At 64.8% G+C, this 26,584-nt stretch carries 24 protein-coding genes; 9 read left to right on the forward strand and 15 right to left on the reverse strand.

Annotation, left to right across the window (positions count from 1 at the left end; translation table 11 throughout):
• The gene (locus ACZ1JY_RS13520) at nt 1–549 is read left to right on the forward strand and encodes a DUF3617 domain-containing protein (RefSeq protein ID WP_465129638.1); all 549 of its coding nucleotides are present in this window, start codon (nt 1–3) and stop codon (nt 547–549) included.
• A gap of 24 nt (nt 550–573) precedes the next feature.
• Here the strand turns inward: ACZ1JY_RS13520 and ACZ1JY_RS13525 are convergent, their stop codons facing one another.
• Nucleotides 574–1,977: a tetratricopeptide repeat protein gene (locus tag ACZ1JY_RS13525; RefSeq protein ID WP_168902972.1), complete on the reverse strand. Its 1,404-nt coding sequence runs from the start codon at nt 1,975–1,977 to the stop codon at nt 574–576.
• A 61-nt stretch (nt 1,978–2,038) separates the two neighbouring features.
• On the reverse strand, nt 2,039–2,215 hold the full coding sequence (locus ACZ1JY_RS13530; RefSeq protein ID WP_168902971.1) for a DUF1674 domain-containing protein: 177 nt from the start codon (nt 2,213–2,215) through the stop codon (nt 2,039–2,041).
• 74 nt (nt 2,216–2,289) lie between these two features.
• Between ACZ1JY_RS13530 and ACZ1JY_RS13535 the strand changes: the two genes are divergently transcribed.
• Both ACZ1JY_RS13535 and ACZ1JY_RS13540 read left to right on the forward strand, forming a co-directional pair.
• Nucleotides 2,290–3,549, forward strand: a complete 1,260-nt coding sequence (locus ACZ1JY_RS13535; RefSeq protein WP_465129639.1) for an RsmB/NOP family class I SAM-dependent RNA methyltransferase — start codon at nt 2,290–2,292, stop codon at nt 3,547–3,549.
• A 119-nt stretch (nt 3,550–3,668) separates the two neighbouring features.
• On the forward strand, nt 3,669–3,989 hold the full coding sequence (locus ACZ1JY_RS13540) for a hypothetical protein (protein ID WP_465129640.1): 321 nt from the start codon (nt 3,669–3,671) through the stop codon (nt 3,987–3,989).
• A gap of 141 nt (nt 3,990–4,130) precedes the next feature.
• Here the strand turns inward: ACZ1JY_RS13540 and ACZ1JY_RS13545 are convergent, their stop codons facing one another.
• The 3 genes from ACZ1JY_RS13545 to ACZ1JY_RS13555 all read right to left on the reverse strand — a co-directional run bounded on the left by ACZ1JY_RS13545 (nt 4,131) and on the right by ACZ1JY_RS13555 (nt 6,212).
• A complete protein-coding gene (locus ACZ1JY_RS13545; RefSeq protein ID WP_465129641.1) occupies nt 4,131–4,433 on the reverse strand; it encodes a GIY-YIG nuclease family protein in 303 nt (100 codons plus the stop codon).
• A gap of 103 nt (nt 4,434–4,536) precedes the next feature.
• Nucleotides 4,537–5,220 carry a hypothetical protein gene (locus ACZ1JY_RS13550; RefSeq protein ID WP_465129642.1) on the reverse strand — a complete coding sequence of 228 codons (684 nt, stop codon included), beginning with the start codon at nt 5,218–5,220 and terminating at the stop codon, nt 4,537–4,539.
• Nucleotides 5,217–6,212 carry a sterol desaturase family protein gene (locus ACZ1JY_RS13555; RefSeq protein ID WP_465130919.1) on the reverse strand — a complete coding sequence of 332 codons (996 nt, stop codon included), beginning with the start codon at nt 6,210–6,212 and terminating at the stop codon, nt 5,217–5,219. Before ACZ1JY_RS13555 ends, ACZ1JY_RS13550 begins: the two co-directional genes overlap by 4 nt.
• A 286-nt stretch (nt 6,213–6,498) precedes the next feature.
• On the opposite strand from ACZ1JY_RS13555, the gene ACZ1JY_RS13560 reads away from it, so the two are divergent.
• A complete protein-coding gene (locus ACZ1JY_RS13560; protein WP_465129643.1) occupies nt 6,499–7,035 on the forward strand; it encodes a biliverdin-producing heme oxygenase in 537 nt (178 codons plus the stop codon).
• The gene (locus ACZ1JY_RS13565) at nt 7,025–9,583 is read left to right on the forward strand and encodes an HWE histidine kinase domain-containing protein (RefSeq protein WP_465129644.1); all 2,559 of its coding nucleotides are present in this window, start codon (nt 7,025–7,027) and stop codon (nt 9,581–9,583) included. The genes ACZ1JY_RS13560 and ACZ1JY_RS13565 overlap by 11 nt, the downstream gene beginning before the upstream one ends.
• Before the next feature lie 264 nt (nt 9,584–9,847).
• Here ACZ1JY_RS13565 and ACZ1JY_RS13570 read toward each other — a convergent pair whose 3' ends face one another.
• The 4 genes from ACZ1JY_RS13570 to ACZ1JY_RS13585 form a co-directional block, all read right to left on the reverse strand.
• Nucleotides 9,848–10,561, reverse strand: a complete 714-nt coding sequence (locus tag ACZ1JY_RS13570) for a M23 family metallopeptidase (RefSeq protein ID WP_118072406.1) — start codon at nt 10,559–10,561, stop codon at nt 9,848–9,850.
• A 186-nt stretch (nt 10,562–10,747) separates the two neighbouring features.
• A complete protein-coding gene (locus tag ACZ1JY_RS13575) occupies nt 10,748–11,545 on the reverse strand; it encodes a ferritin-like domain-containing protein (RefSeq protein WP_465129645.1) in 798 nt (265 codons plus the stop codon).
• 15 nt (nt 11,546–11,560) lie between these two features.
• Nucleotides 11,561–12,034 (reverse strand): peroxiredoxin, encoded by a 474-nt coding sequence (locus ACZ1JY_RS13580; protein ID WP_465129646.1) that lies wholly within the window; start codon nt 12,032–12,034, stop codon nt 11,561–11,563.
• Nucleotides 12,034–14,706 carry a bifunctional [glutamine synthetase] adenylyltransferase/[glutamine synthetase]-adenylyl-L-tyrosine phosphorylase gene (locus ACZ1JY_RS13585; RefSeq protein WP_465129647.1) on the reverse strand — a complete coding sequence of 891 codons (2,673 nt, stop codon included), beginning with the start codon at nt 14,704–14,706 and terminating at the stop codon, nt 12,034–12,036. The genes ACZ1JY_RS13580 and ACZ1JY_RS13585 overlap by 1 nt, the downstream gene beginning before the upstream one ends.
• A 108-nt stretch (nt 14,707–14,814) precedes the next feature.
• On the opposite strand from ACZ1JY_RS13585, the gene ACZ1JY_RS13590 reads away from it, so the two are divergent.
• Entirely contained in the window at nt 14,815–15,807 is a 993-nt protein-coding gene (locus ACZ1JY_RS13590; protein ID WP_465129648.1) for an agmatine deiminase family protein, read from the forward strand.
• 139 nt (nt 15,808–15,946) lie between these two features.
• Here the strand turns inward: ACZ1JY_RS13590 and wecC are convergent, their stop codons facing one another.
• Both wecC and wecB read right to left on the reverse strand, forming a co-directional pair.
• Nucleotides 15,947–17,251 (reverse strand): UDP-N-acetyl-D-mannosamine dehydrogenase, encoded by a 1,305-nt coding sequence (wecC, locus tag ACZ1JY_RS13595; RefSeq protein WP_465129649.1) that lies wholly within the window; start codon nt 17,249–17,251, stop codon nt 15,947–15,949.
• On the reverse strand, nt 17,241–18,365 hold the full coding sequence (gene wecB, locus ACZ1JY_RS13600; protein WP_465129650.1) for a non-hydrolyzing UDP-N-acetylglucosamine 2-epimerase: 1,125 nt from the start codon (nt 18,363–18,365) through the stop codon (nt 17,241–17,243). Before wecB ends, wecC begins: the two co-directional genes overlap by 11 nt.
• Before the next feature lie 106 nt (nt 18,366–18,471).
• On the opposite strand from wecB, the gene ACZ1JY_RS13605 reads away from it, so the two are divergent.
• Nucleotides 18,472–19,797: a nucleotide sugar dehydrogenase gene (locus ACZ1JY_RS13605; RefSeq protein ID WP_465129651.1), complete on the forward strand. Its 1,326-nt coding sequence runs from the start codon at nt 18,472–18,474 to the stop codon at nt 19,795–19,797.
• A 45-nt stretch (nt 19,798–19,842) separates the two neighbouring features.
• The gene (locus ACZ1JY_RS13610) at nt 19,843–20,841 is read left to right on the forward strand and encodes a GDP-mannose 4,6-dehydratase (RefSeq protein ID WP_465129652.1); all 999 of its coding nucleotides are present in this window, start codon (nt 19,843–19,845) and stop codon (nt 20,839–20,841) included.
• A gap of 88 nt (nt 20,842–20,929) precedes the next feature.
• Here ACZ1JY_RS13610 and ACZ1JY_RS13615 read toward each other — a convergent pair whose 3' ends face one another.
• Nucleotides 20,930–21,601 carry a glutathione S-transferase family protein gene (locus tag ACZ1JY_RS13615; RefSeq protein ID WP_465130920.1) on the reverse strand — a complete coding sequence of 224 codons (672 nt, stop codon included), beginning with the start codon at nt 21,599–21,601 and terminating at the stop codon, nt 20,930–20,932.
• Nucleotides 21,602–21,731: 130 nt separating this feature from the next.
• On the opposite strand from ACZ1JY_RS13615, the gene ACZ1JY_RS13620 reads away from it, so the two are divergent.
• Nucleotides 21,732–23,678: a beta-L-arabinofuranosidase domain-containing protein gene (locus tag ACZ1JY_RS13620; RefSeq protein WP_465130921.1), complete on the forward strand. Its 1,947-nt coding sequence runs from the start codon at nt 21,732–21,734 to the stop codon at nt 23,676–23,678.
• On the opposite strand, the gene ACZ1JY_RS13625 is transcribed toward ACZ1JY_RS13620, so the two are convergent.
• The 3 genes from ACZ1JY_RS13625 to ACZ1JY_RS13635 form a co-directional block, all read right to left on the reverse strand.
• On the reverse strand, nt 23,679–25,733 hold the full coding sequence (locus ACZ1JY_RS13625) for a TonB-dependent receptor plug domain-containing protein (RefSeq protein WP_465129653.1): 2,055 nt from the start codon (nt 25,731–25,733) through the stop codon (nt 23,679–23,681).
• Between the two features lie 135 nt (nt 25,734–25,868).
• The gene (locus ACZ1JY_RS13630; RefSeq protein WP_039336211.1) at nt 25,869–26,120 is read right to left on the reverse strand and encodes a hypothetical protein; all 252 of its coding nucleotides are present in this window, start codon (nt 26,118–26,120) and stop codon (nt 25,869–25,871) included.
• Nucleotides 26,121–26,140: 20 nt separating this feature from the next.
• Complete coding sequence (locus ACZ1JY_RS13635) at nt 26,141–26,584, reverse strand: chemotaxis protein CheW (RefSeq protein WP_118072399.1); 444 nt, start codon at nt 26,582–26,584, stop codon at nt 26,141–26,143.

Genomic DNA, 26,584 nt, shown 5'->3' on the forward strand with positions numbered 1-26,584 from the left:
ATGCGCGCTGCAATTGCCCTGATCCCGCTGGCCCTGCTCGCTGCCTGCAACGATGGCGGCACCGTCGACAAGAAGAACGCCAGCACGGCCGAAGTCGCCAAGTCGGTCGCCGATGCGGGGATGAAGCTCAATCCCGGCCGCTGGGAATTGACCATGCAGTTCAAGAAGTTCGATGTGGAAGGCATGCCGCCCGAGGCCAAGGCGGCGATGCAGAAGATGCTTGGGGAAACCAGGACCTTCGCCTCGTGCCTGACCAAGGAAGAGGCCGAAAAGCCCGATGGCAAGTTCTTCGGCCAGCAGGGCGAAGACTGCAAGTACGACACCTTCACCATGGGCGGCGGCAAGATCGACGCTACCATGACCTGCAAGGGCACCGGTGAGGACGCCGGCAACATGGCGAAGATGACTCTCGCCGGAACCTACAGCCCCGATACCTACGATATGACCATGGACATGAACGGCACTGCCCCCAACGGCAAGCAGATGGTCATGCAGATGGCCCTCACCTCAAAGCACAAGGGCGAATGCAAGGGGGACGAGCAGGGCTGACCGCTCGACCGGCATGGCGGGTAATTACGCTGTCGCGCGCAGGTGCTCGGCGATCCACCATGCCACGAAACTGCAGTATGAAGGCCAGCACGTCAGCCCGATGCGCGCATCCTGCGTCGCGATCTCGGGTCTGTCCCAATCGTCTCGCTCGACTGCATAAATCCGCTTGTCCTGCTTCCAGTAGACGTACCAACGCCCTTGCGGGTCGGCATAGTCCGACCGGTCCTCGCTCCCGGCAATGGCAATGAAATTCGGATGCAGGTCGAACTCGCCGACCAGCAACTCCGTCCAGCCCTTCAATGTGGTCGCCGAACCGGGCAGCGGGTCGCACAGGGAGATGTGGGTGCTGCCATTGGGAATGCAGTCCATCCGGTAGGCGCGCATGAGATCCAGCGATGCCGGGTCATTGCTCCATCCGAGCGCGGCCAACTCGCCGGAAACCTTGCTACGCGCTTTCGCCGGACGGCGGGCATCCGTGGGATAGTCCTCAAACTGCGGCATGCCCGCCAAAGTTGAATCGATGAACCTGCGCGCCTCGGCGGCGTCGGCAATCACACCGCTTTGCGCATCGGGCTGCGGCACGGGCGCCGCATTGACATCGAGATAGCGATCCGGCTCCCGCGTCGTGCGCGCTGGAGAACCCACCACGTCGGTCGCAGGCCAGCTATGCCGATACGTTCCCTCCCACCCGATCCGCTTCAGCACGGCGGCGAAGATGAAGTCGATGATCAGGTCGTTGTCACGATAGCCCGCCAGAAAGTCGGCATCGGGCGAGCGCTTCGCCCGTCCGGTGAACATCGCCTCGTGCGCCGTGAACATCTTCGCTGTCGAGGCAAACCCGCCGGTCAGTGCCTTCACGTAAAACCCGAACTCCTCCAGCCGGTATCGCGGGTGCCGCTTGCGGGTCCATGCATCGCAAGCCGCACTCCATGCCCCCATGTCAAACGGCGCATCGTCAAGACAGCGGTCTAGCAAGGTGTTGATGAACCACGGCTCGTAGCAGTGCTCTTTTCCGCCCTCGGTGGAAAAGACTTCGTCCGTGCTCTCCAGCAGACAGGCCGCCGCCTTGGCATTTTCGATGCCGTCATAGGCCCTTGCCGGTTGGCCATGCTCGGCCATTGCCCGCAACAGCCGCCGGTGCCGTTCCAGCGATTGGCGCATGTAGCTCTCGGCCCGGTCCAGATCCCCTTGACCCCAGTAGAGATTGGCGAGCTGGAAGCAGTCCTTAACCTGACTACCAAGGTTCCACAGAGCCAGATGCAACGGCCCATCGACAAGCTGCTGCTCGACGAACGCCAGAAAGTTGACGCCGCCAAAAGCGTCTTTGGGCGCCTCCAGCTGGTCGTGCTTCACCGTCAACAGATAGTCGATGCGGCTCTGGCTAGGTGCCGGAGGCCGCTTACGCCGGAAAAGATCGAAAAGCCCCATGGGGCGAGATTAATCGTATCGCCACTCGGCTGCAATGCAGGCGCAAGCTACGTCCGCAGGCTCAGAAATCAATCGCGATCCCGTTCTTTTCCCAGTCGCCGAAGCGTGTGGGATCAAGGCCATCGGGATCGTCGCCGCGCTCAATAGCCTTGGGGGCAGGGGCGGGGTCGTTGGTCCAGTGCGCGGGCGGGGTGAAGTCCGCGGGGCGCTGCGTCGCACGAGGAGTGGGCTTTTCCATGCCTCTGCAGATGGGGCTTCGCGCACCGAACTGCAATTGCATATTGGGGCACAAGCGCCGATAGGCTGCGGCTTATGGCCCGTTCCACTCCTGCCGATGAAGTCCCCGGCGTTCCCGCCCGCCGCGCCGCGCTGCGCATGCTCGATGCCGTGCTCAATCGGGGCGATCCGCTCGATCAGGCCGCGCCGCCGATCCTGCGCGCGATCGAACGCGCCGACGACCGCGCGCTGGCGCTCGCCATCGCGCAGGAATCGCTGCGCTGGATGGCCGATCTCGATGCCCTGATCGATGGCGCGACGAAGCAGCCCCTGCCCGAGGATGCCAAGGTCCGCTCGGTCCTGCGCCTGATGCTCGCGCAAGCCCTGCGCCTGAACCTGCCCGGCCACGCCATTGTCGCCACCGGGTTGCCGCTGCTTGTGGGCGGCCCGCGACGGCTGGCGCACGGCGTGTTCTCCGCTGTCACCAAGAGCGGCGCAACGCTGCCCGAAGCGCCCACGCTTCCGCCCGCCGCCGCCGCGCGCTGGCAACTCGCATGGCCCAACCGTATCGGCGCCATCGCCCAAGGCCTTGCCGAACCGCCCCCGCTCGACCTCAGCTTGCGGGATCCCGCCCAGACCGTGCACTGGGCCGAACGCCTCGGCGGCCAGTCGCTCGCCCCCGGCCACGTCCGCCTCGCCCGCGCTGGTTCCGTCGAAGCGCTCGAAGGCTTCCGTGAAGGCGCATGGTGGGTGCAGGACCTCGCCGCCAGCGTGCCCGCGCGCCTGATGGGCGAAGGGCAGGGCCGCCGCGCCCTCGACCTTTGCGCCGCGCCGGGCGGCAAGACTCTCCAACTCGCCGCCGCCGGTTGGGAGGTCACCGCGCTCGACAAGTCCGCCCGCCGCACCGAACGCCTCGCCGAAAACCTCAAGCGCAGCGGACTCACCGCGCAAGTGGTGGTGGCGGATGCCCTGAACTGGCAACCCGAACACCCCTTCGACGCCATCCTGCTCGACGCCCCCTGCAGCGCCACCGGCACCTGCCGCCGCCACCCCGACGTCCTGCACCGCCACGCCAACCTCGCCGAACTGACCGCCCTGCAATCCGCCATGCTCGACCGCGCCGCCACCTGGCTCGCCCCCGGTGGCACGCTGGTCTACGCGGTCTGCTCGCTGGAGCGCGAGGAAGGCGAGTTGCAGGCGCTGGCCTTCGACAAGCTGACCCCCGCGCCGGTCACCGAGGTGGAACTGCCCGAGGGCTTGGCCCCGACCAACGGCCACTTCCGCTCTGATCCCGGTATGCTGGGAGAACAAGGCGGCATCGACGGCTTCTTCGCCGCGCGGTGGGTGAAGGGTTAGGGCGCAGCGTGCTTGGTCACACGGCGGCTATTGAGAGCTGCTGGACCGGAAACCGTCATTCCGCTTGCGACGCCTTTGCCGTCGTTGCATACCGTCCTCTGCACTGACATAAAATCTGGATGTCCAAACCTCCCCAGATCATTGCCACTGACATCCTTTATTACCACGATGCTGATGAAAGAGCCTTTTTCGAGTGGCTCGATCGGATGACCTTCGTTGCTGATTATTATGGAGAAGTCAGAGATTTATTCATTGTGCTCGATCGCGCGCCAACGGATGATGATATGTGGGAGATTATCGGATTTTGCCGCAGATATGGCGTCGACATGAAGCAGCTTGCCCAGTTCGAGACGCCAGCAAACACGGCTTGGCTCCGTGATCCAACTATGATCTGGTGCGAAGAAATATTTGGCATTCCAAGCAAGGCAAGCGGCAGCTAACCATCCGAAAGCGGCCGTTTCAGCCACTACTGCCGGTCCTCAGAAACGGCCATTGGCTCAGGCGCACCGTGCGGACTTTGGCGCTCCCTCCCTTTCCCGTCACCCCGGGCTTGACACGGGGTCCCGCTTTCCTCGCGCAAGCTATCCGACGATCACGTCGTAAAGATCCAGCCAGTCAGGATTGCCGCGCTCGATCAGGTCGAACTTGTACTCTCTGCGCCAGCGCTTCAGACGCTTCTCATGCGCGATGCAGTCTTCGATACGGTCACCGCGCTCCGCCCAGACCAGCCATTTCAAGCCGTACCGAGCGCAGAAGTCCGACCCTCCATCGTTGCGGTGCTGATGGATGCGCGCGGCAAGGTGCGAGGTCACGCCGACGTACATCGCGCCTCGGTAACGGTCGGCCATGATGTAGACCCAGCCGCCGAGCCTTTCCCTGTCCATGGTGCGAACAGAACGAAAGCGGGACCCCGGGCCAAGCCCGGGGTGACGGTAATGGTGCGGTTATGGAAGCTATTCTCGCCCAAGCTAACCGAGACCAGCCCCCCTATACCTCCCCCGCCAGCCTCCGCCGAAACATCCGCCGCACCAGCCACGGTTCGAGAAACCGCCCGACCAGATACAAGAACGCAAAGATCCCCGCGAAGACATAGGCCGCCGTCGCCGAAGGCTTGCGCTTGCGGGATTTGGCGTCGCCGTCCTTGGGCTTTTCCGGAGCGGGTGCGCCGAGGAACTTGTCGATCGGGTGCAGGGTCAGGACCGGCTCGTCCTTCTTCTTGTCGTCCTTCTTCGCGCCCGCGGCCTTCTCCTTGGCCTCGGCCTGCGCCTTCTGGTAGGCGCCGACGGCAAGCGTCAGCTGCCCGAAGCCGATGAACACGAAGGGCAGCAGGAAGCAGAACAGCATGAAGCGGCTGGTCAGGCGATAGCGCACGACTCGGCCCGTCGCCGTGTCTTCCACCCGCAGCGCGCCCTTCTCGAACGTGGAAAGAGTATCCTGCGCGGCGGGGGAGGGGTTGGCATAGGCCAGCCCTTCGCCCAGCGGCTGCACGCTGTAGCCATCGGCGGCGAACGCAGGGGCAATCCGCGCCATCGCCTCGTCCGCGCCGAGCCCCTCGGGCACCGGCACTTCATCGCGCACCGTCCAGATCCAGTCGATCAGACGCTTGGCGGAACGCGGCTTCTCGGGCGTCATCGGTTGCGTCCAGGGCGATGTCGCAGCCAGACCGCTCATTCCGCCGGAACCGCTGTATGCGCGCCACCAATGCCACCACCGAACTTGGCCCGCAGCGTCTTCCATGCCTCGCTGAACGGATAGTGCATCACCTCGCGGATCGGCATGCGGCGTCCGCCTTCCATGCCCAGCACTTCTGCCTCGCCATCGACGCAAGTGCCGAACATCCGGTCGATGATGATCCACGTGCCCGAATAGTTGCTGCGCGTCGCTTCATAGTCGAGCGAGTGGTGGACGCTGTGATGCTCTGTCGTGTTGAACAGGAAGCGCCACCAGCGGGGCGTGTTGAAGCGCACGTTGATGTGCTGGTAGGTGCTCACGGCGAGGCCGAACGTTCCCGCGATCAGGAAGGCGCGCGGCAGGAAGTCGAAGAAGCCGCCGATGCCAAGCCCGATCAGGAACAGCTCCACCGGATTGCCCACCGCGCCCTTGTTGATGTTGAGCTGGGTGATGAAGTGGTGCGGTGCATGGGTCAGCCACAGCGGGTACCAGTTGTGCATGCCGCGATGCATCCAGTACTGGCCGAAGTCGAACACGAACGAGATCAGGAATGCCTGGAGCAGCAGCGGCAGCCCGGTGAACCATGCCACCTTGCCGAAGTCAAAATTGGTCTGCAGCATGCCGATCACCGCGTCCGAGCCGATGAACTGGTCGACGATGCGCAGCACGGTGTAGCCAAGGCCGACATAGAACAGGTCGGTTACCAGCTCCTTCCACGTCAGCTGCCACGAGCGGAAGCGCGGGTTGACCCATTCCAGCGCCAGGAGCAGCACCTTGAAGCCGATGCCGATGGCAATGCCGGTGGATGCCACGGCCCACTCGTTGGGCGCATAGTACCAGAACAGCAGGAAGCCGAAGAAGGTGACCGGCTGGAACCAGGTGAAGAACGCCCGCTTGAATGCCCCGCCTTCAACCTTGGGCACGTTCTCCCAACCGACTGTCACTGGCGCGTCCGCGCCGATGATGCGATTGCCAACCTGAACACCTGCCATCTGCCGACCCTCGATCTGCATGCCATGCGGCGGGAAAAAGCCCCGCTTCCGGGCAGCACTATGGAGCGTCAGTGGCAGAGGTATACGCGTCGAATGACGTATGCCCTTTGTGGCGGGATTTCATGGTCTTGGCCCATCAGCAGGGCGGGGATTCGATGCCTTCCGGCGAAAAAGCCATCTGCGGCAGGAACCCATCAGCGCGGTAGCGCGTTGGCAAACGTTAACGTACGTTATGTCTGGTCGGTGGCCGTTGTCGAATTCTGATACCTCTGGCCAGTCGGCCCGCATGCTCCTTCGCGAACGCACCCGGACGGACCACGATCGCGTCGACGCCGCCTTCGCCCGGCTCGACCTTGGCGATCCTGCCGATTACCGCGAATTCCTGCTGGCCCAGGCTTCCGCCTTGCTCCCGCTTGAAGCCGCGCTCACCGGTGCAGGCATCGAGAACATCGTGTGCGACTGGTCGCACCGCCAACGCGCAAGCCGCATCCTTGCCGACCTCGCAGACCTCGGCCTCGGCGCCCCCGGACTGCTCGAGTCGCCCGGGTTTCACTCCACGGCCGAAATGCTCGGCGCGCTCTATGTGGTCGAAGGTTCGCGCCTCGGCGGAGCGATGCTCGCCCGGCGCGTACCCGCGCATCTCCCCCGCCGGTTCCTGTCAGACGCGGATTCGTCACGCTGGCGCTCGCTCGTCGCCCTGATCGACCACGAACTCGTCGCGCCTGCCTGCCAGGCCGCGGCCCTTGCCGCCGCGCGTGCGGCCTTCGCCCTTTTCGAAGCAGCCGCTCGTGTGCAAGCTGGAGTTCGCGTCCTTGAGCACTGACTACGCGGTCGACCTGACCAACTGCGATCGCGAACCGATCCACATCATCGGCACCATCCAGCCCAGCGGCTTCCTGATAGCGTTGACCGCCGATTGGATGATCGCCCGCGCCTCGGCGAACCTTCACGAATTCATCGGCCACGAGCTTGCCGACGTCTACGGACGCTCGCTTGACGAGGTGTTCCTGCCGCAGGCCGTGCACGACCTGCGCAACCGCACCACCATGCTCCGCAATGACGACGCGGTCGAACGCATGTTCGATGTCCCGCTCGTCGCTGGCAGGGGCAACTTCGACGTCGCGGTCCACTACAGCGGCAGCCAGATCGTCATCGAGGCCGAACCCTCGCGCGGGAGTCTTGGCGATGTCACCGGCATGGTCCGCTCGATGTTTGCGCGGCTTGACCAGTGCAAGAACATGACCGCGTTCTACCGCGAAGGCGCGCGCCAGATCCGCGCGCTGATCCAGTTCGATCGCGTCATGGTCTATCGCTTTGCCGCCGACGGATCGGGCGAAGTCGTGGCCGAAGCCTGCCGCCCCGGCATCGGGCAATTCCTCGGCCTGCATTACCCCGCCAGCGACATTCCGGCCCAGGCCCGCCAGCTTTACCTGCGCAACATGCTGCGCGTGATTGGTGACGTCCATGCCACGCCCGTCCCGGTGCTTCCCGCGCTGGACGAGACCGGCGCCCCGCTCGACATGTCGCTCTCGCTGCTGCGCTCGGTCTCGCCGATCCACATCGAATACCTCAAGAACATGGGCGTCGACGCCTCGCTCTCGATCTCGATCATCGTCGATGGCAAGCTGTGGGGCCTGTTCGCCTGCCACCACTATTCGCCCAACAATCCCAACTTCGAACGCCGCGCCGTTGCCGAGCTGTTCGCCCAGATGTTCTGCATGCGCCTCGAAAGCCGCGAGCGGCAGGCGACCATGGAGTTCGAACGCCGCGCCCGCGACATTTCCGACCAGCTGCTCGGCGCCGTCGCCTCGGATGAAAGCCTGCTGCGCGATCCCGACTGGCTGGCCGACATCCTGACGCATGCAATAGCGGCGGATGGCGTTGGCGTCTGGCTTTCGGGCGGTTACGCCTTTTCCGGCCAGTGCCCGCCCACCGAGGACTTCCGCCGCATCATCCGCGCGCTCAACACCACCGCCGCCGGCAAGGTCTACGCAACCGACCATATCGGCTCGCTGATCCCCGATACCTATCGCTTCTCCGACAAGGTCGCCGGCCTGCTTGCCATCCCCATCTCCCGATCGCCACGCGATTACGTCGTGCTGTTCCGGTCGGAGATGGTGCGTTCGGTCCGCTGGGCGGGCGATCCGCACAAGCCGGTGGAGTACGGCCCCAACGGTCCGCGTCTCTCCCCCCGCGAAAGCTTTGCCGAGTGGAAGGAGCTGGTTCGCGGCAAGTCCGAACCGTTCACTTCATCCGAACTGCGCGTTGCCGAAACGCTGCGCGCCACGCTGATCGAGGTCGTGCTGCGCTTGTCCGACGAGGCCTCCGCCGAACGCCAGCAGGCGAGCGACCGGCAGGAACTGCTGATCGCCGAGCTCAACCACCGCGTGCGCAACATCCTCGGCCTGATCCGCGGCCTCATCCGCCAGTCGCAGGCCAGCGACCCGGCGCTGGCGGGCTTCGTCAAGCTGATCGACGGCCGCATCCACGCATTGGCCCGCGCGCACAACCAGATCACCGAGGACCACTGGGGTCCAGCGCCACTGCAATCCCTCATCGACGCCGAGGCGGCGACCTTCATGGTCGACAGCAAGCGCATCCGCAGCTCGGGTGAGCCGGTTATGCTCAACCCTCTCGCCTATTCGACGATGGCGCTGGTCCTCCACGAACTCGTCACCAATTCGAGCAAGTACGGCAGCCTTTCGGTCCCCGATGGCCATGTTCTCATTGACTGGACCCAGGCTGCCAAGGGCGATCTTCTCGTCACGTGGCGCGAGGTGGGCGGACCGCCGGTGCGCGAACCGCAGCGGCAGGGCTTCGGCACCACGATCATCCAGCGCTCGGTGCCCTATGACCTTGGCGGCGAAGCGGTCGTGCGCTTCCTCGAGTCCGGCTTCGAGGCCGACCTGACGATCCCGAAGCGCCATGTCGCTGAAGCATCAGGCAAGGCGCGCGAGATCCATTTCCCCAAGACCGGTCCCGGCCACATCGAGGAACCGCCGCAGCACCTGCTAGCCGGCCAGCGCGTGCTGCTGGTGGAGGACAGCCTGATCATTGCACTGGACGCTGAGGATATTCTGTCTCGCCTCGGCGCGGATTCAGTGGTCACTGCCGGATCGGTAGATGCCGCGCTCGATCTGATCGATGTGGCCACGCCCACCATTGCCATGCTCGACATCAACCTTGGCATCGGCACCAGCTTTCCGATTGCCGATGTCCTGCACGAACGTGAAGTGCCCTTCATGTTTGCGACGGGCTATGGCGAACAGGCCAAGTTCCCCGATGTCCACCGCGCCCGGCCCGTGGTGCAGAAGCCCTACACCATCGGCAACGTCGCCCGAGCGCTGGCGACCCTGCTGCCCGATTCATGAGGTCGTAGAACCCCCCTCCCACGGGCGGGAGGGGCCATCTCCAGACTCCCCTCCCGCAAGCGGGAGGGGTTGGGCGTGGGCATTCGCCGTCAGGCGAACCAAAGACGCGCTGGGCATTCGCCGTCAGGCGAACCAAAAACGGGGTCGTCATTCGCCACACGGCGAACTCTCAGCCCCCAACAGAAAAGGGCGCCGTCACCGGCGCCCTTTTCCGCATCCTCTCCAAGATGCGTCGTGAAGGAACGGGCCTTGTGGCCCTGTCCCTTATTCCTCAGGACCGCCGCGGCCAGCGGTCTTGTCGTTCGCAGCGTAAAGCGCGTCGCCCTTGCCCTGCATGTAGGGCAGCGGGTTCACAGCTTCGCCCGAAACGCGGACTTCATAGTGGAGGTGGGGACCAGTCGAACGGCCGGTCGAACCGACGTAACCGATGATGTCGCCCTTGCGGACCTGCTGCCCTTCGGCAACCGCCACGCGCGACATGTGGCCGTAACGGGTTTCCATGCCGCCGCCGTGGTCAAGACCGACGAACAGGCCGTAGCCACCGAACCATTCGGCCTTTTCCACGACGCCATCAGCGCTGGCGCGGATCGGCGTGCCGGTCGGTGCGGAAAGATCAATGCCCTTGTGGGCGCGGCGGCCGCCGAGCACCGGGTGCTCACGCATGCCGTAGCCGCTCGAAAGGCGGGTCATCGCCACCGGAGCCAGCGACGGGATCGAAACCGAAGCCTTGCGGATGGTGGTGGGCTTCGACGAAGGCAGGATACCATTGTCGAGCTGCTGCCAGCTGGCAAAGAGGCGGCGGAATTCTTCGTCGCCACGATCGGCCGAGACGCCTGCCTTGGCAGCTTCGGCAGCGCGAAGCGGGGCGGCGATGTCTGCGGAAGCGGCGCTGTTTGCGAATGCCGGCGCGGAAGAGAATGCAACAACCGCCGTCAGGGCGCTGAATACAGTCTTGAAGGTGTTGGTGTTGAACAACATTACGACCCGTACGACCTTTTCTTCGGCTCTCCGCTCCCGGCATTTTCGCCGTGAAGCAGCAAGCCCTGAAACCCCCAGAGCGAACCCGATTTGCGGCTACAGACAGACGTGCGGCCTGTCGCCCGGGATTTTTCAGAGTTGGTCGGAACCCCCCGCCATCTCGTGAATTGGGGTATGCGGGGCAGGTTACAGGCAGGCAACCCCTGCCATCATTTCGCGCGACAAACCGGCTGATCGACGCGCCGAGTCGTTGAACGGTGGCTTAACGGCACCGCGGAAGTGCTGCTGAACCAAGGTTTTCCATAGGTCCACGGGGGATTCGCCCCTCATTTGGCAGACTGCGCCGAAATGTGTTGTGCCAAACCGCACATGGCGAATTTCGTCGTCAACGATTCTTTGCAGGATGCGGGCGGAACGCTCGTCGCCCCCCGCCAGAAACCGCTCGACAGTCGCCGGCGTCACATCCAGCGCGCGCGCTTCCAGCACCATCGGCACCACCGCCAGCCGCGCCGCCACATCATGCGCCGTCTCGCGCGCGGCATCCCACAACCCGTCATGCGCCGGCATCGCTCCGTAGAAGCTGCCCAGCGTGCGCAGGCGACGGGAAAGCAGGGCGAAATGCATCGCCTCGTCCGCTGCGACAGACAGCCAGTCATCGACGAACTGCCGCCCCATCTGCGCACCGAAGCGCCCCGCCGCATCCAGCGCCAGGTCGATCGCCACGAACTCGATGTGCGCCAGCGCATGGAGCAGGGCCAACCGCCCATGCGCTGATCCGCGCCCGCGCTTGCGCATGGCATTTGGCGGCAGCAGTTCCGGCCTGTCCGGCCGGGCGGGATAGTCCGGCATCGCCACGTCGAACACCATCGCCAGCTCGCCCGCACGCCAGCGGCGCACCACGTCGCGCGCCGCCATGACCTTGTCACGCGGATCAGGCGTCAGCATCACCGCGCGGATCGCGCGGGCGAGGGTAGGTGCGTTCATTCTCGGTGTCGCCGGTCAGAGCGCCTTGGCCGCAGCCAGCACTTCCTCGGCGTGGCCCTTGACCTTCACCTTGTTCCACACCTGTGCAATCTTGCCATCTGCGCCAACAAGATAGGTCGTGCGCTCCATCCCCATATAGGTTCGCCCGTACATCGACTTCTCGGTCCAGATCCCCAGCGCATCGGAAACTCCGCCTTCCTCGGCATCACTGGCCAACGGCGCGACAAGCGCGTGCTTCTCGGCAAACTTGGCGTGCTTCTTCGGCGGGTCCTTGCTCACGCCGAGCACGGCAATGCCAGCCGCCTCGAACTCGCCATGGAGCGCGGAAAAGTCCTTGTTCTCGGTGGTGCAGCCGGGTGTGTCGTCCTTGGGATAGAAGAACACGACCAGCTTGCGCCCGGCGAAATCCGAAGCCTTCACGCTGCCACCATCGGGCGTGGTCATCGCGATGTCGGGGAATGCCTCGCCCGTTCCGATCCGCTCGCTCATCATGCAATCTCCAGTTGAATATCGAACACCTGCGCCCAGCCGCGGGCAACGCAATGCCGTGCGTCCAGCACCGCGTCCAGCAGTGCATCCCAGCTGTCCAGCCCGCACGAGCGCGCGACGATGCCCCGGCTGGCCTCGGGCGGGAACATGCCATCAGGGGCAACCAGCCGTACCACCACCAGCAGCCGCGCCAGCAGGTCGTGCGCCCGGCGCGTACCCTGCGGCAGCAGCCCCAGGTCTTCGAGCGCCTGCACCGCCGCGCCCAGATCGGGCGTCTGCGCCACATGATCGCGCAATTGCAGGAAGTGGACCATGAACTCGATGTCGACCAACCCGCCGCGCGCCAGCTTCACGTCGAGTGGCCCCTTGGCTGGCTTGTGCTCGGCCATGGTCCCGCGCATCTCCAGCACGTCGGCGCGCAGCTTTTCCGGGTCGCGTGGGCGATCCAGCACCCGCGCGATAATCGCCGCCAGTGCTGCCCGGTCGGTTTCGGACCCGAACATCGCCCGCGCCCGGCACAGCGCCATGTGCTCCCACGTCCAGGCATCTTCGCACTGATACTTCTCGAAGCTGTCGAGGCTCACCGAGATCGGCCCCTGCGCCCCCGAAGGCCGCAACCGCGTGTCCACCTCGTAAAGCGCACCTGCCGCCGTCGGCACCGAAAGCGCGGCGATCACCCGCTGCGCCAGCCGGTTGTAATAGAGCGTCGCCCCCAGCGGCCTGCGCCCGTCGGATTCGCTCGCGTGATCCCCGCTGAACAGGAACACCAGATCAAGGTCCGAAGCGTGCGTCAGCGCCGCGCCGCCCAATCGCCCAAGCCCGAGAATCGCCAGGTCGCTCTCCGGCACCACACCGTGATTGACGCGAAACTCCTCGATCGCCGCGCGCCCCAGCACCTCGATCGAAGCCTCGGCCACCCGGCTCAGCGCCGCTGCCACCTCCAGCGGATCGCGCTGCCCCTCGACCAGCTGCACCCCCAGCGCAAACCGCATCTCGCCCACGCGCAGCCGCACCGCATCGAGCAAGCGCTGGTAATCATCCCCCGCTTCCCCGCGCGAAAGCTCCGCTGCAATCTCGTCCACGCTGCCCGGCAGATCAAAGGCAGACCGGTCGATCAGGATGTCGAGCAGGTCCGACCGCCGCGCCAGCTCATCCGCCAAAGTCGGCGCATGGGCCAGCACGCGCATGACAACAGCGAGCAATCCGGGCCGCGCTTCCAGCAGGCGGAACACGTTGATCGCACTCGGCAATCCCTCCAGCAGCCGCTCCCACCGGAGCAGCGCCCGCTCCGGGTCCGGCGCCTCGCACAAGGCCCGCAGCAGTTGCGGCCGGATCCGCGCAAACGCCTCGCGCGCCTCGGCCGAGCGCAGGCAGCGATATTGCCCGCCCTCCCATGCCTGCACCCGCTCGGCAAAGCGATCGACCACCGGGTCCGACTGGTCCGGCACCTCGACCTGCACCGCACCCGTTGGCGCATAGGTCTCGATCAGCGCATCGAACCGCTTACCCACCGTGTCCGAAATCGCCGCCAGTTCCGCCACCAGCGCCGCGCCATCGGCAAGCCCATCGAGCCGCGCCACGCCATCCAGCGCCGCCGCATCATTGGGTAGCGAGTGCGTCTGCTGGTCCGCCACCATCTGCAGCCGGTGCTCCAGCGTCCGCAGCCGGTCATAGCTCTCGCCCATGGCTCGCGCATCCTCGGCCCCGATGATCCCGGCTTCGGCCAGCGCATCGAGGCTCGCCCGCGTGCCCCGCAGCCGCAGCGCCGGATTGCGCCCGCCGTGGATCAACTGGTGCGTCTGCGCGAAGAACTCCACCTCGCGAATGCCGCCGCGCCCGCGCTTCAGGTCATAGCCCGGCCCGATTGCCTGCCCCGCCGAATAGTGATCGCGAATCCGCGTCGTCAGCCGCCCGATCTCGGCAATCGCCCCGAAATCAAGGCTCCGCCGCCACACGAACGGTCGTATCGTATCGAGGAAAGCCTGCCCCCGCGCCACGTCGCCCGAGGCCGCCCGCGCCCGGATATAGGCCGCCCGCTCCCACGCCAGCGCGCTGGATTCATAATGCGTGATCGCCGCCTCGAACGGCAGGGCGAGGGGACTGACCTCCGACGCCGGCCGCAACCGCAAGTCCACCCGGAACACATAGCCCTCGGCCGTCACCGAAGACATGATCTCCATCAGCGACCGCGCCACGCGCTGTGCCGCCTCTGCCGGATCGTCACGCTCGCGGCGCGGCAGGACATCGGGATCGTAAAGCAGGATCGGATCGATGTCCGACGAATAGTTCAGTTCCTGCGCGCCATGCTTGCCCAGCGCAATTGCGCAGAAACCTGTGCTTTCAGCATCAGGAACCCGGCGCCGGATCGCCGCCGCTATCGCCGTGTCGAGCGACCGGTCGGCAAAGTCCGAAAGCTCTCCCACCACCCGCGAAAGCCCGAACGCCCCCGCCAGATCGCCGATCGCCACCACCAGCGCCAGCGCCATCCGCTCCCGCCTGAGCGCCACGGCGGCATCCTCGATGCCGTCCCCCGCAGCCTTGGCCAAAGCCAGCGCTCCTTCGACATCCCCCGCCGCCAGCAAGGCCTCGACCTCAGGCAAGCGGCCAAGCGCCATCGACAAAAACGGGGAGTGCGCACGCGCGCGGGCAAGGGCGCCTTGGAAATCGGTCATCGTCTCTCCCGCATGCCCCGCTTGACCGCCCCGATCAAGCGCCATGGAAAACGCGCAGCTTCTGCTCTAAGGCGCGGGGCCAATTCCTTGATTCCGGACAAGCCAGCCATGACCACCCCGTTCCGCATGCCCCCCGAATGGCACCCCCAGGACTGGCTGTGGATCGGCTTCCCGCACTTGGCCGAGGAATGGTCGGGCGTGATCGATCAGGCGCAGGAACAGATTGCCGCCTTCGCCAGCGCCGTGGCCGACAGCGGGCAGGAAGTCCGCCTCGTCGTGCGCGATGCCGCCAACGAAATGCGCGCCAAGTCGCTCGTCTCAGCGGCCGTGAAGCTGGAACGCCGCACTTATGGCGACGTCTGGCTGCGCGATACTGGCCCGCTCGTCGTGCTCGATGAAGCCGCCAATCGCAAAGCCCGCCTGTTTGGCTTCAACGGCTGGGGCGAGAAGTACCTGATGCCGGGCGATCAGGAGATCGGTGCCGATCTGGCGGCTTCTGCAGGCCTCGAAGCCTCGAAGGCCGACTGGATTCTTGAAGGCGGCGCGCTCGATGGCGATGGCACCGGCCTCGTCGCCACGACCGAGCAGTGTCTATTGAACCCCAACCGCAACCCGCAGTTGTCCCGCGAAGACCTCGAACTGCGCCTCAACCGCGACCTCGGCTACACCCGCGTCCTCTGGCTGGGCGATGGCCTCATCAACGACCACACCGACGGTCACGTCGACAATCTCGCCCGCTTCGTCGGCCCGAACCGCCTCGCGCTCCCCCGCGCCACCGGCCCGGATGATCCCAACGCCACCATCTACGCCGATGCCAAGGCCCGCGCACAGGCAGCAGGCGTGGACGTGGTCGAAGTCCCGTCGCCGGGCCGCGTCGAATGGGGCAACATGATCCAGCCCGCCAGCTACATGAACTTCGTGATCACCACGAACCTCGTGGTCGTGCCGATCTTCGGCTCCCCCCACGATGAAGAGGGCGTAGCGGCCATCGCCGAGCTCTTCCCGACCCGCGCGACGATCGGCCTGATGGGCGACGCGGTGCTGGCCGGCGGCGGCGGCTTCCACTGCGCCAGCCAGCAGATGCCGAAGGCGCTAGTCTAAAAACGACCATAGAATTCACCGTCACCCCGGGCTTGACCCGGGGTCCCGCTGCCTTCTTGGCCAAAGCTGAAATTGCAAAGAAAGCGCGACCCCGGATCAAGTCCGGGGTGACGGGTTTTGTGTCCGTTAGCCGAGCACTTTAGCTCGCCAACCGCAACCCCGCAGCCGCGACATCAACCCCCGGCTGATCCGGCCAGATCCCGCGCGTGTCGTACACAACCTTGCCTGAACGCTCGGCCAGCGGCACCACCTTGAACACGTCATGGTCCACCAGCACGATCAGCACGCCGCACTCTTCCAGCGCCGTGTCGAGGTCGATCTGCACCGCGCCGGTCCCTTCGAACTCGCGCGGCAACGCACCCGCATAGGGCTCCACCACATGGACGCGTGAACCAAACTTGCGCGCCAGGCTCGCCGCGACAAAGCGGGCCGGGCTCTCGCGGAAATCGTCGATGTTGGCCTTGAACGCCAGGCCAAGGCACGCAACCTTGACCCCCGGATGGGCCTCGACCAGTTCCGAAGCCTTCGCCACGACATGGTGCATCTTGCCATCGTTCACGTTGCGCGCTGTGCGGATCAGCGGCGTCTCGTCGGGCGCGCCCGCGACGATGAACCACGGGTCCACCGCGATGCAGTGCCCGCCCACGCCGGGTCCGGGCTGGAGGATGTTCACGCGCGGGTGCCGGTTGGCCAGCCGAATCACTTCCCACACGTCCAGCCCCATGCGGTCCGCCACCATCGACAGTTCGTTGGCAAAGGCGATGTTCACGTCGCGATAGGCGTTCTCGACCAGCTTGGTCATTTCGGCTGATCGCGCATCGGTGGTCACGCAGGTCCCGCGCACGAAGCGCTTGTAGAAGGCCAGCGCCTTGCGCGCGCAACGCGGGGTGATGCCGCCGATGGAACGGTCGTTGTTGGTCAGTTCTTCCAGAATGCGCCCCGGCAGCACGCGCTCCGGGCAATAGGCGATGGAAACGTCGGGCGTTTCCTTCGTCTTCCCCGGAAATTTGAGGTCAGGCCGCAGCCCCGCCATCAGATCGCGCATCTGCTCGGTCGTGCCCACCGGCGAGGTCGATTCGAGGATCACCGTGTCCCCGGCCTTCAGCACCGCAGCCACCTGCGTCGCCGCCGCCAGCACATAGGAAATGTCAGGCGTATGGTGCCCGTCCTTGGCAAAAGGCGTCGGCACGGCGATCACGAAGACGTCAGAGGCCGCAATTTCGGTCGAAGCCCGCAGCAATCCGCGCTGCACCACGCCATGAACCAGGCCATCGAGGTCCACTTCCTCGATATGGATCTCGCCGCGATTGATCGTGTCGACCACGTGCTGCGACACGTCGAGGCCGAGCACCTTGCAGCCAGCGCGCGCTATGATGGCAGCGGTTGGAAGTCCGATATAGCCGAGGCCGACAACACAGACATCCGGCTTCACATCACCCATCATTCGCCAGCAACTCCACGATACGGCGCGCCGATTGCCCATCCCCGAACGGGTTGTGCGCACGCGCCATGGCCGAATAAGCAGCCTTATCGTCGAGCAGGGTGAAGATTTCGGAAACGATACGGTCAACATCCGTGCCGACCAGCTTGGCGGTGCCGGCCGTCACGCCTTCAGGCCGCTCGGTCGTCTCGCGCATGACCAGCACCGGCTTGCCCAGCGCAGGCGCTTCTTCCTGCACGCCGCCCGAATCGGTCAGCATGATCTCGGCCACGGACAGCAGCCGGGCGAAGTGCGGATAGTCCAGCGGCTCGATCATGGCGACGTTGGGCAGGCCCGCAAGCGCGGCATCCATCACCTTGCGCACGTTGGGATTGGGGTGGACCGGGAAGACCACCGCCACATCCTCGCGCGTGGCAATCCGGCGCACCGCTTCGGCAATGTTTTCAAGGCCCCCGCCGAAGTTCTCGCGGCGATGGCTGGTCACGCCGATCACCCGCTTGTCCGCGAATCGCGCCTCGATTTCGGCCAGCCCGGACGCGAGCGCAGGTTCTGCCTCGATCTTCGCGGTCACCCACTGCAGCGCATCGATCACCGTATTGCCGGTGATATGGACAGCCTGAGGATCAATATTCTCCGCCAGCAGCGCCGCCGCTGAAACATCGGTCGGCGCAAAGTGCAGCCTGGCAATCGTGCCGATGATCTTTCGGTTCACCTCTTCGGGCCAGGGATGATAGATGTTGTGGCTGCGCAGGCCTGCCTCGACATGCGCCACCGGCAGCTTGCGGTAATACGCAGCCAGAGCCCCTGACATGGCCGTGGCGGTATCGCCCTGAACCACCACCCAGTCGGGCTGCACCTGATCCATCACCTTGCCAAGTTCCGTCAGCAGCGCGGCGGTCAGCCCGTCGAGCGTCTGGTCAGGCTTCATCAGGTCAAGGTCGAAGTCCGGCACGATCCCGGCAATTTCCAGCACCTGATCCAGCATCCCGCGATGCTGCGCCGAAACGCAGGTCACCACGCGGGTGCGCGGGTCTGCAGCCAGCGCGTGGACCACAGGGAACATCTTGATCGCTTCGGGGCGGGTGCCAAACACCACAAGGATGGTCTTTTCCGTCATGGCGCTTCCAATATCGGCTGAGTGTTAACCGTGAAATAAGAGCCTCGATTTAAGCAGGGCGGCAATCCGGCGCGTGATGCGTCAACCATGAAAGGCCGCACAGCCTGTGACCGTACAGTTCCCGACAATTGCTCCTGCCCCAGTTCGCGGTCTCGATCCGCTGGTTTCGTCAACCACCCGTGTCACCGTGCTCGGCCTCGGCTACGTCGGCCTTCCGCTTGCCGTGGCGCTGGCCAAGAAGTTCTTCGTCACCGGATTCGATATCGACGTTCAGCGCATTTCGGAACTCTCCGAAGGACATGATCGCACGCGCGAGATCGAACCTGCGCTGCTCTCGATGTCGAGCCTTGGCCTCACCTGCGATGCCGGGGTCTGCCCGCCAAGCGATTTCTACATCGTCACTGTGCCGACGCCCATCGATGCGCAGAACCGCCCCGACCTGCGCCTCGTCGAATCCGCCTCGCGCACCGTGGGCAAGATGCTGCCCGCCGCCGTGAAGGAAGGCCGCGCGCCTGTCGTCGTGTTCGAAAGCACCGTCTATCCCGGCGTCACCGAAGACATCTGCGGGCCGATTCTCGAGGAGGTCTCCGGCCTCAAGTGCGGTCAGGATTTCTTCCTCGGCTACAGCCCGGAACGCATCAATCCCGGTGACCGCGAACATACCATCGAGCGCATCACCAAGGTCGTCTCGGGGCAGACGCCCGAAGTCCTCGATCGCGTTGCCGATCTCTATGGCGCGATCACTTCGGGCGGCGTGTTCCGCGCGGCCTCGATCAAGGCTGCCGAAGCCGCCAAGGTCATCGAGAACGCCCAGCGCGATATCAACATCGCCTTCATGAACGAAATCACCCAGATCTTCTCGAAGATGGACCTCTCGGTGTGGGACGTGCTCGCCGCCGCCGGCACAAAGTGGAACTTCCTGCCGTTTACCCCCGGCCTTGTCGGCGGGCACTGCATCGGCGTCGATCCCTATTACCTCTCGGCCCGCGCCGAGGCATTGGGCCATGATCCGCAGGTGATCCTCGCGGGACGCGGGGTGAACGATGGCATGGCGCAGTGGGTTGCGCGCGAACTCCACGCCCAGCGCGGCGGCAAACCCGGCTCGGTCCTCGTGCTGGGCCTGACCTTCAAGGAAAACGTGCCGGACCTGCGCAATTCCAAGGTCGCCGATGTTGTCGCCGAACTGGAAAAGCTCGGCCACAAGGTCGCCGTCCACGATCCCCATGCCGACAATGCCGAGGCCATGCTCGAATACGGCATCGAACTGGCAGGCGATGCCTTCGAACAGAAATTCGACCTCGTCTTCCTCGCCGTGCCGCACAAGTACTACCTCGCCGCCGGGGCTGACCGCATCGCCGCGCTGCTCGCGCCGGGCGGCACGCTGGCCGATCTCAAGGGCGTGCTTGGCGAACGGGCCGACTGGAAACTCTGACCGCCGCCCTCTAGGCTGGCGGCAAGACAACATACTGGAATTTCAATGCGCGTCCTGGTTACCGGAGCCGCCGGCTTCATCGGCTATTCGCTCATCACCCGCCTGCTCGCGCGCGGGGACGAGGTCGTCGGCGTCGACATCGTCAACGACTACTACGACGTCAGCCTCAAGGAAGCTCGCCTTGCCCGGCTGGTGGAGCAGGGCGGATCGAGGTTTTCGTTCTGCCGCAATGACTTCGCCGATTATGCGGGCCTCACCGCCGCGCTGGCTGACAAGCAGTTCGAACGCATCGTCCACCTGGGGGCACAGGCCGGGGTGCGTTATTCGATCGAGAACCCGCACGCCTATGTGCAGGCCAACCTCGTCGGCCACCTGAACTTGCTCGAAGTCTCGCGCCATCGCGGGGTTGAGCACATGGTCTATGCCAGCTCGTCATCGGTTTATGGTGGAAATACAAAGCTTCCCTTCTCGGTGGATGACCGCGTAGACCACCCGCTCTCGCTCTACGCCGCTACCAAGAAGGCGGACGAACTGATGAGCGAGACTTACGCCCACCTCTATCGCCTGCCGCTGACCGGCCTGCGCTTCTTCACTGTCTACGGTCCATGGGGTCGCCCGGACATGATGATGTGGCTGTTTACCAAGGCAATTCTGGCGGGTGAGCCGATCAATGTCTTCAACCACGGCGACATGTACCGCGATTTCACCTACGTCGACGACATCGTCAGCGGCGTCATTGCCTGCCTCGACAATCCCCCGCCTGATGACGGTTCGGTCAAGGCTGGCGGCAGCGAGAAACCGCACCGCCTCTACAACATCGGCAACCACAAGTCCGAACACCTGATGAAGGTCATCGCGATTCTGGAAGAGCAACTCGGGCGCAAGGCCGAGATGAATCTCATGCCGATGCAGCCGGGCGACGTCCGCCAGTCCTTTGCCGACATCGATGCGATTTCAGGCGACCTCGGCTACCGTCCGACGACGAGCATCGAGGTCGGAGTGCCCAACTTCGTGGCATGGTACAAGGACTACCACGGGTTGTGACTTCGCCCCCACTTCGCTCGCGAGAGTTTCAGGGGAGTTAGGGGGGAGTTGGGGTAGAGTTGGGGGTGAGTTGGACACCCCGGTTTCGTCAGGCGTTCACGTCCGCATAGTGGCTCGGCGGCTGGATCACGTCCATGCGTTCGGCCAGCAGCGGGCGGAAGCTGGGGCGGCTCTTGAACACCGAATACCAGCCGCGCGCCTGCTCGTGCCCCGACCAGTCGATGCCGCCAAGATAGTCCGCGACAGAGATCTGCGCGGCGGCGGCAAGGTCGGCCAGGCTCATTGTAGAACCGGCCAGCCACGGTCGGTTATCGATCAGATAATCGATATAATACAAGTGCTCATCGGCCAGCCGCATCGAATCGCGCAGGCGTTTGCTGTCAGGCGGGCTGCGATAGACGAGGCGCTTCTTCATGCGCTCTTCCAGCAGCGGCAGCGTCACGTCAGCATAGAAATTCTCGTCGAACAGCGCCACAAGACGGCGGATTTCCGCACGGTTCGTCGCCGTGCCGTTGATCATCGGCGTCTTGTCGACGGTCTCCTCGAAATACTCGCAGATCGCCCGGCTGTCGGCGAGAATCACGCCACGCTCGGGGTTCTGGATCGCCGGAGTCCGATAGGCAGGGCTCAGCTTCCCGAACGCCTCGGTCCGCTCCCACGGGTTCTCCCGCACAAGATCATAGGCCACGCCCTTCTCGCTGAGCAGGAGGCGGACCTTGCGAGAGAACGGACACAGGGGAAATTGATGAAGCTGCCACATGACAGAAGCTTTGCGCGGGGAGAGACGCAGGGTCAAGGACATGCGGCATGCTGGGCGCTTATCCGCGGTAGTGACAAGGGTACTCTTGCGAGTTAGTCTGACTAATTCCAAACTCTGGCAAGTGGCAGGCATGACCGTAACCGCTCTCGACCTCGGCGCGACCCGGCGCTCGTTTCTTCAAGGAGCAAGCGCGCTTGCCCTATTCTTGCACAATGTCAGCGCCTTCGCGGCAGGGGCCGCCCCGGCGCCGGCGCAGGCCAAGGACCGCGCCCAGCCTTTTGACATGTCTGACATAACGCTTGCCGAGAGCCCGTTTCTGCATGCCCAGCGCATGACCGAAGCCTACCTCCTGCGGCTTTCGCCCGACCGGATGCTGCACAATTTCCGCAGGAATGCCGGGCTTGAACCGCGCGCCCCGGTCTATGGCGGCTGGGAATCCGAACAGACGTGGGAGGACATCAATTGCCACGGCCATACGCTCGGCCACTACCTGTCCGCCTGCGCACTCGCCTGGCGCGCCACCGGCAAGGCCGAGTACCGGACTCGCATCGAGTACGTCGCAAGCGAGTTGGCGGAATGCCAGAAGGCATCGGGCTCGGGCCTGGTCTGCGCATTTCCCCGGGGCGCCGCGCTGGTCGCCGCACATCTGCGCGGCGAGAAGATCACCGGGGTTCCGTGGTACACGCTGCACAAGATCTACGCGGGGCTGCGCGACGCGGCGGAACTGGCGGACAGCGCACGGGCGAGGGACGTGCTGCTGCGGCTGGCGGACTGGGGCGTGATTGCCACGCGTGACCTTTCGGATGAAGCGTTCGAGGCCATGCTCGAGACCGAGCACGGCGGCATGAACGAGGTCTACGCCGACCTATTCACGATGACCGGCAAGGCGGAATACCGGACGCTTGCCGAGCGCTTCTCGCACAAGGCGATCCTGCGCCCGCTGGCAGAACGCCGCGATCACCTCGACGGGCTGCACGCCAATACCCAAGTGCCCAAGATCGTGGGATTCCAACGGGTTCACGAGGTGACGGGCGCGCCGGAGTACCACCGCGCCGCGCAGTTCTTCTGGCAGACCGTCACCGGCCCGCGCGCCTTCGCCACCGGCGGCCATGGCGACAACGAGCATTTCTTCCCCATCGCCGATGGAGCGGCGCACGTCTTTTCCGCAAAGGGGTCGGAAACCTGTTGCCAGCACAACATGCTCAAGCTCACGCGTGCCCTGTTCATGGCCGAGCCGAAGGCCGAGTATGCGGATTACTACGAGGGCACGCTCTACAACGGCATCCTCGCCTCGCAGGACCCGGACAGCGGCATGGCGACGTACTTTCAGGGCGCGCGGCCGGGCTACATGAAGTTGTACCACACGCCCGAGGATTCCTTCTGGTGCTGCACCGGCACCGGCATGGAGAACCACGTAAAGTACCGGGATTCCATCTACTTCCACAATGCTGACACGCTCTGGGTGAACCTGTTCATCCCTTCTGCGGTGCGCTGGCGCGGCAAGGGGGCAGAACTCGCACAGGAGACCGCGTTCCCGGAAAAGCCGGAGACCTTACTGCGGTGGAAGTGCTCAAGACCGTTCGCTGCCACGGTAAACTTGCGCCATCCCGCGTGGAGCCGGACTGCGCGCGTCCTGGTAAACGGGGCGGAAGTCGAGACGTCGAATGAACCCGGACGCTTCCTCGCGGTGCGCAGGACCTGGCGCAACGGCGACACGATCGCACTGCAACTGAAGATGGAAACGACTGCCCAGGCTTTGCCAGCGGCGGACGACATCGTGGCGTTCAAGTACGGGCCGCTGGTCCTGGCGGGAGCGCTGGACCCGGTTCCGCAGGGCAGCGACATTGTGGTCAATGAGCGGCTCTATGGCGCCTACAACGATACACCGGCGAAGGTCCCGCAACTGGCTGGCGACGCACACGATCTGGCAGAAACGATCCGCGGCGGGGCCAAACCACTGGAGTTCGAACTACCCGCGGCGGACGGCTCACCTGTCCGGCTGCTGCCCTATTACAGGATCGCCCACCAACGCTACGCGACCTACTGGAAGCTTGCCTTAGGCTTGCGCGCCGCCTGATCAAATGCTCCCCTTCACGGTCAGGGTGAAGATTGGGCCGATCAGTCGGTCGCGGGTTTCGACGAAGGCGATGGGGGCGTTGGGGCGGGGGCCGGCGAAGACCTCGCGGTCCCAGCGCTGGCGGCCGTTGAGGAGGTTGTTGGCGCTGGCCTTCACGGTCAGGCCGAACACGTTCTTGTGCTCGATGTAGACCCCGGCAAACACCGGCCCTTCATAGGCACGGCCACGTTCGAAACGGCGGTGGTAGAGCGACTGGTGGTTGTATTCGTAGGAGGCGCCGGCCGCCCAGTCGGTGCCCTGGAAGTCCTGGCGGAAGTTCAGCTCCCAGTAGCGGTCGGTGATGCCGCCGTAGGGAATGTGGTGGGCCGGGTCGAACGGATCGCGCAGCTTGGTGAAGGTCAGTTCGACGTTGAAATCGAGCCGCGCGCCTTTCCAGCCAAGCGGATCGAACTGCAGCGTGGTGTTGCTGACGATCTGCCGTTCCTGCGCCGATCCGACGTTGCCGATGGATTCGCCGTTCGTGCCGATCGGGACGACGGTCACGTAATCCTGCACTTGGCGGCCGACGAGCCGCAGCTTGGTCGAGCCCAGTTTGCCGAAGGTGCGATTGAGTTCGAGCTCGGCCGACCAGTCCTGTTGCGGCACGAGATCGGCGTTGCCGCTGTTGGCGTTGCCATCATCGAGGAAGCGGCGGGCGAGGAAGTCGTAGAACGAGAGCTGGCCGACCGAGCGTTTGATCTTGAACGATACATCGAGGCTTTTCGCGGCCTTCCAGCCCAGCGAAAGCGAGCCCTTGGGCCGGAAGAACGAGCGGCTGAGGTTGCCTTCCGGGCCAGTCGCGCCGGTCTGCATCAGGGTTGATTTCTCGGCGCCCACGATCATTTGCAGGGTCAGGGTGCTGGAAAGCGGGCGGCTGAACGAGAGGCTGGCATCGTAACGGTCTTCCTTCACGCCGCCGGTGCCTTCGGGGAAGGGAATTTCCACGAACTCCCCGGCCCCGTTGAGTTCGGCGAGGGTGGCAACGTTGCGGAGCGAATTGAACGCGCCTTCTCCGGCCAGTTGCCAGTCGCCGCCGAACATCTTCCACGAGTATTCACCGCGGACGATGCGCTCGGAGCTGTCGCCGGTCTGGGCGAAACGGTCGCCTGTGGCGGGTGAGCCATCGTCGAACATGGTCACGACCTGCTGGCTGTAGGGTTCGTGCTCCTCGCGGTTGAGGCCGATCAGCTTGAGGCGGCCGGGGCCAAGCGCGAATTCGTAGTCGCCGCCGATCTCCCAGTTCCGCGCCGAGGATTTGTCGAGCAAGTCGCGCACGATCACGCTGCCATCGGCGTTGGTGCGCACCGAATGCTCCTTAAAATGGCGGGGCACGCGCTGGAACGAGCCGTTGAGGTTGGCGATGGACGAGCCGGGACCGTCGATCGTCAGGCGCACGGCGAGCTTGGGATCGTCGCGGTTGGCCTTGATCACGTCCTCGCGCGTCTGGATCACCGCGCCGTTGCGGTCGGTGATGATCGTCGGCCCGCCGGCTGCGCCGCGATTGGCGTTGTTGGTCAGGCTGACGGTGTATTCGACCGGCCCCTGGCGGCCCGATACCGAGACTTCGCCATTGGTGTAGCGCGGATCGGCATAGTGCACGCGGTATTCCGGGCTGTAGCGGAACTGGCCGGAAAAGCTGGAGGAGCGGGCAATGACGTTGGCGACTTGCCCGGTAAGGCCGGGGATGTCGAGCTTCGCGCCATCGACCAGTTCGATGCGTTCGACGGTGGAGGCCGGGATGCGCGAAAGCTGGGTCCAGATATCGTCAGACTTCGACGACAGGCGCTTTGAATTGACCAGCACGTTGCCGCTTGCCTGGCCGAGGCCTCGCGCTTCCTCGCCTTCGCGGATGGTGAAGCCGGGGACCTGGCGCAGCATGTCGAGCGCGTTGCGCGGGGCGAAGCGTTCGAAGTCCTTGGGCGTGAAGGTGCTGCGGGTGCCGACCGTCTGTCCGGTCGGGGGTGCGGTTTCCGGGGCCTCCTCTGCTCCCCGCGCGGGCAGGGCAAAGGCAAGCATGGCACAACTGCAAAGCAGCGAAACTTGTTTCGATGGAAACTTCATGCCCTGCCGATGGCGCAACTCGGCAGGGCTGACGCGACAGGCTCGACCAACGACATGCGCGGGCCGACCAAAGCCGTTTGTCGGTTGAGATCAGCCCGAAAGGCGCATCCGGTCACGCAGGACGTCGATCGCAATGCGTTCTATCGCATCGGCGGGGCGGTCAGCGAGCAGGAGCCGAGCCAGCGTGCGTTGCTTCTGCGCGATAAGGTCGATCGCCTGGAGCTTGTCCATGTGGTTGATGGCCACGCTCATGTCGTCGCACAGGGCGGAGCCAAGCGCTTCGACTTCTTCGGCCAGCTCATCAAGAACGACCGCAATCTGGCGATGGGTGGCTTGTGCCATGGGCCTTGCCCTCCCTTGGGTCAGGCTGCTTCGGCGATCTGGGCGCCATCGGAAAGGGCGGCGAGATTCAGGACCATGACCATGCGGTCTTCGATCGCGGCCAGACCTTCGAGGAAGGGCACGACGGTATCGCCCGCCGACGTCGGCGGCGGCGGCTGGAGCGCTTCGCTGTCGATGGTGACGATGTCGCTGACCGAATCCACGATCCAGCCGGAGATCTGCGCGCCCTGCTGGGTGACGATGATCGCGTGCCGGGGCGTCGCTTCGGTGGCGCGCCAGCCGAGGCGGGCGGCGAGATCGACGACCGGAAGGACCGTGCCGCGCAGGTTCACGACGCCTGCGACATAGTGCGGCACGCGCGGCAGGCGCGTGGTGGGCGACCAGGCGCGGATTTCGCGGATGGCCATGATGTCGAGGCCGAAAACCTGGCCTTCAACCTCGAAGGTGATCAGTTCACGCAACAT

It is taken from the genome of Novosphingobium sp. BL-A-41-Hi4B-X5A, assembly GCF_055521705.1.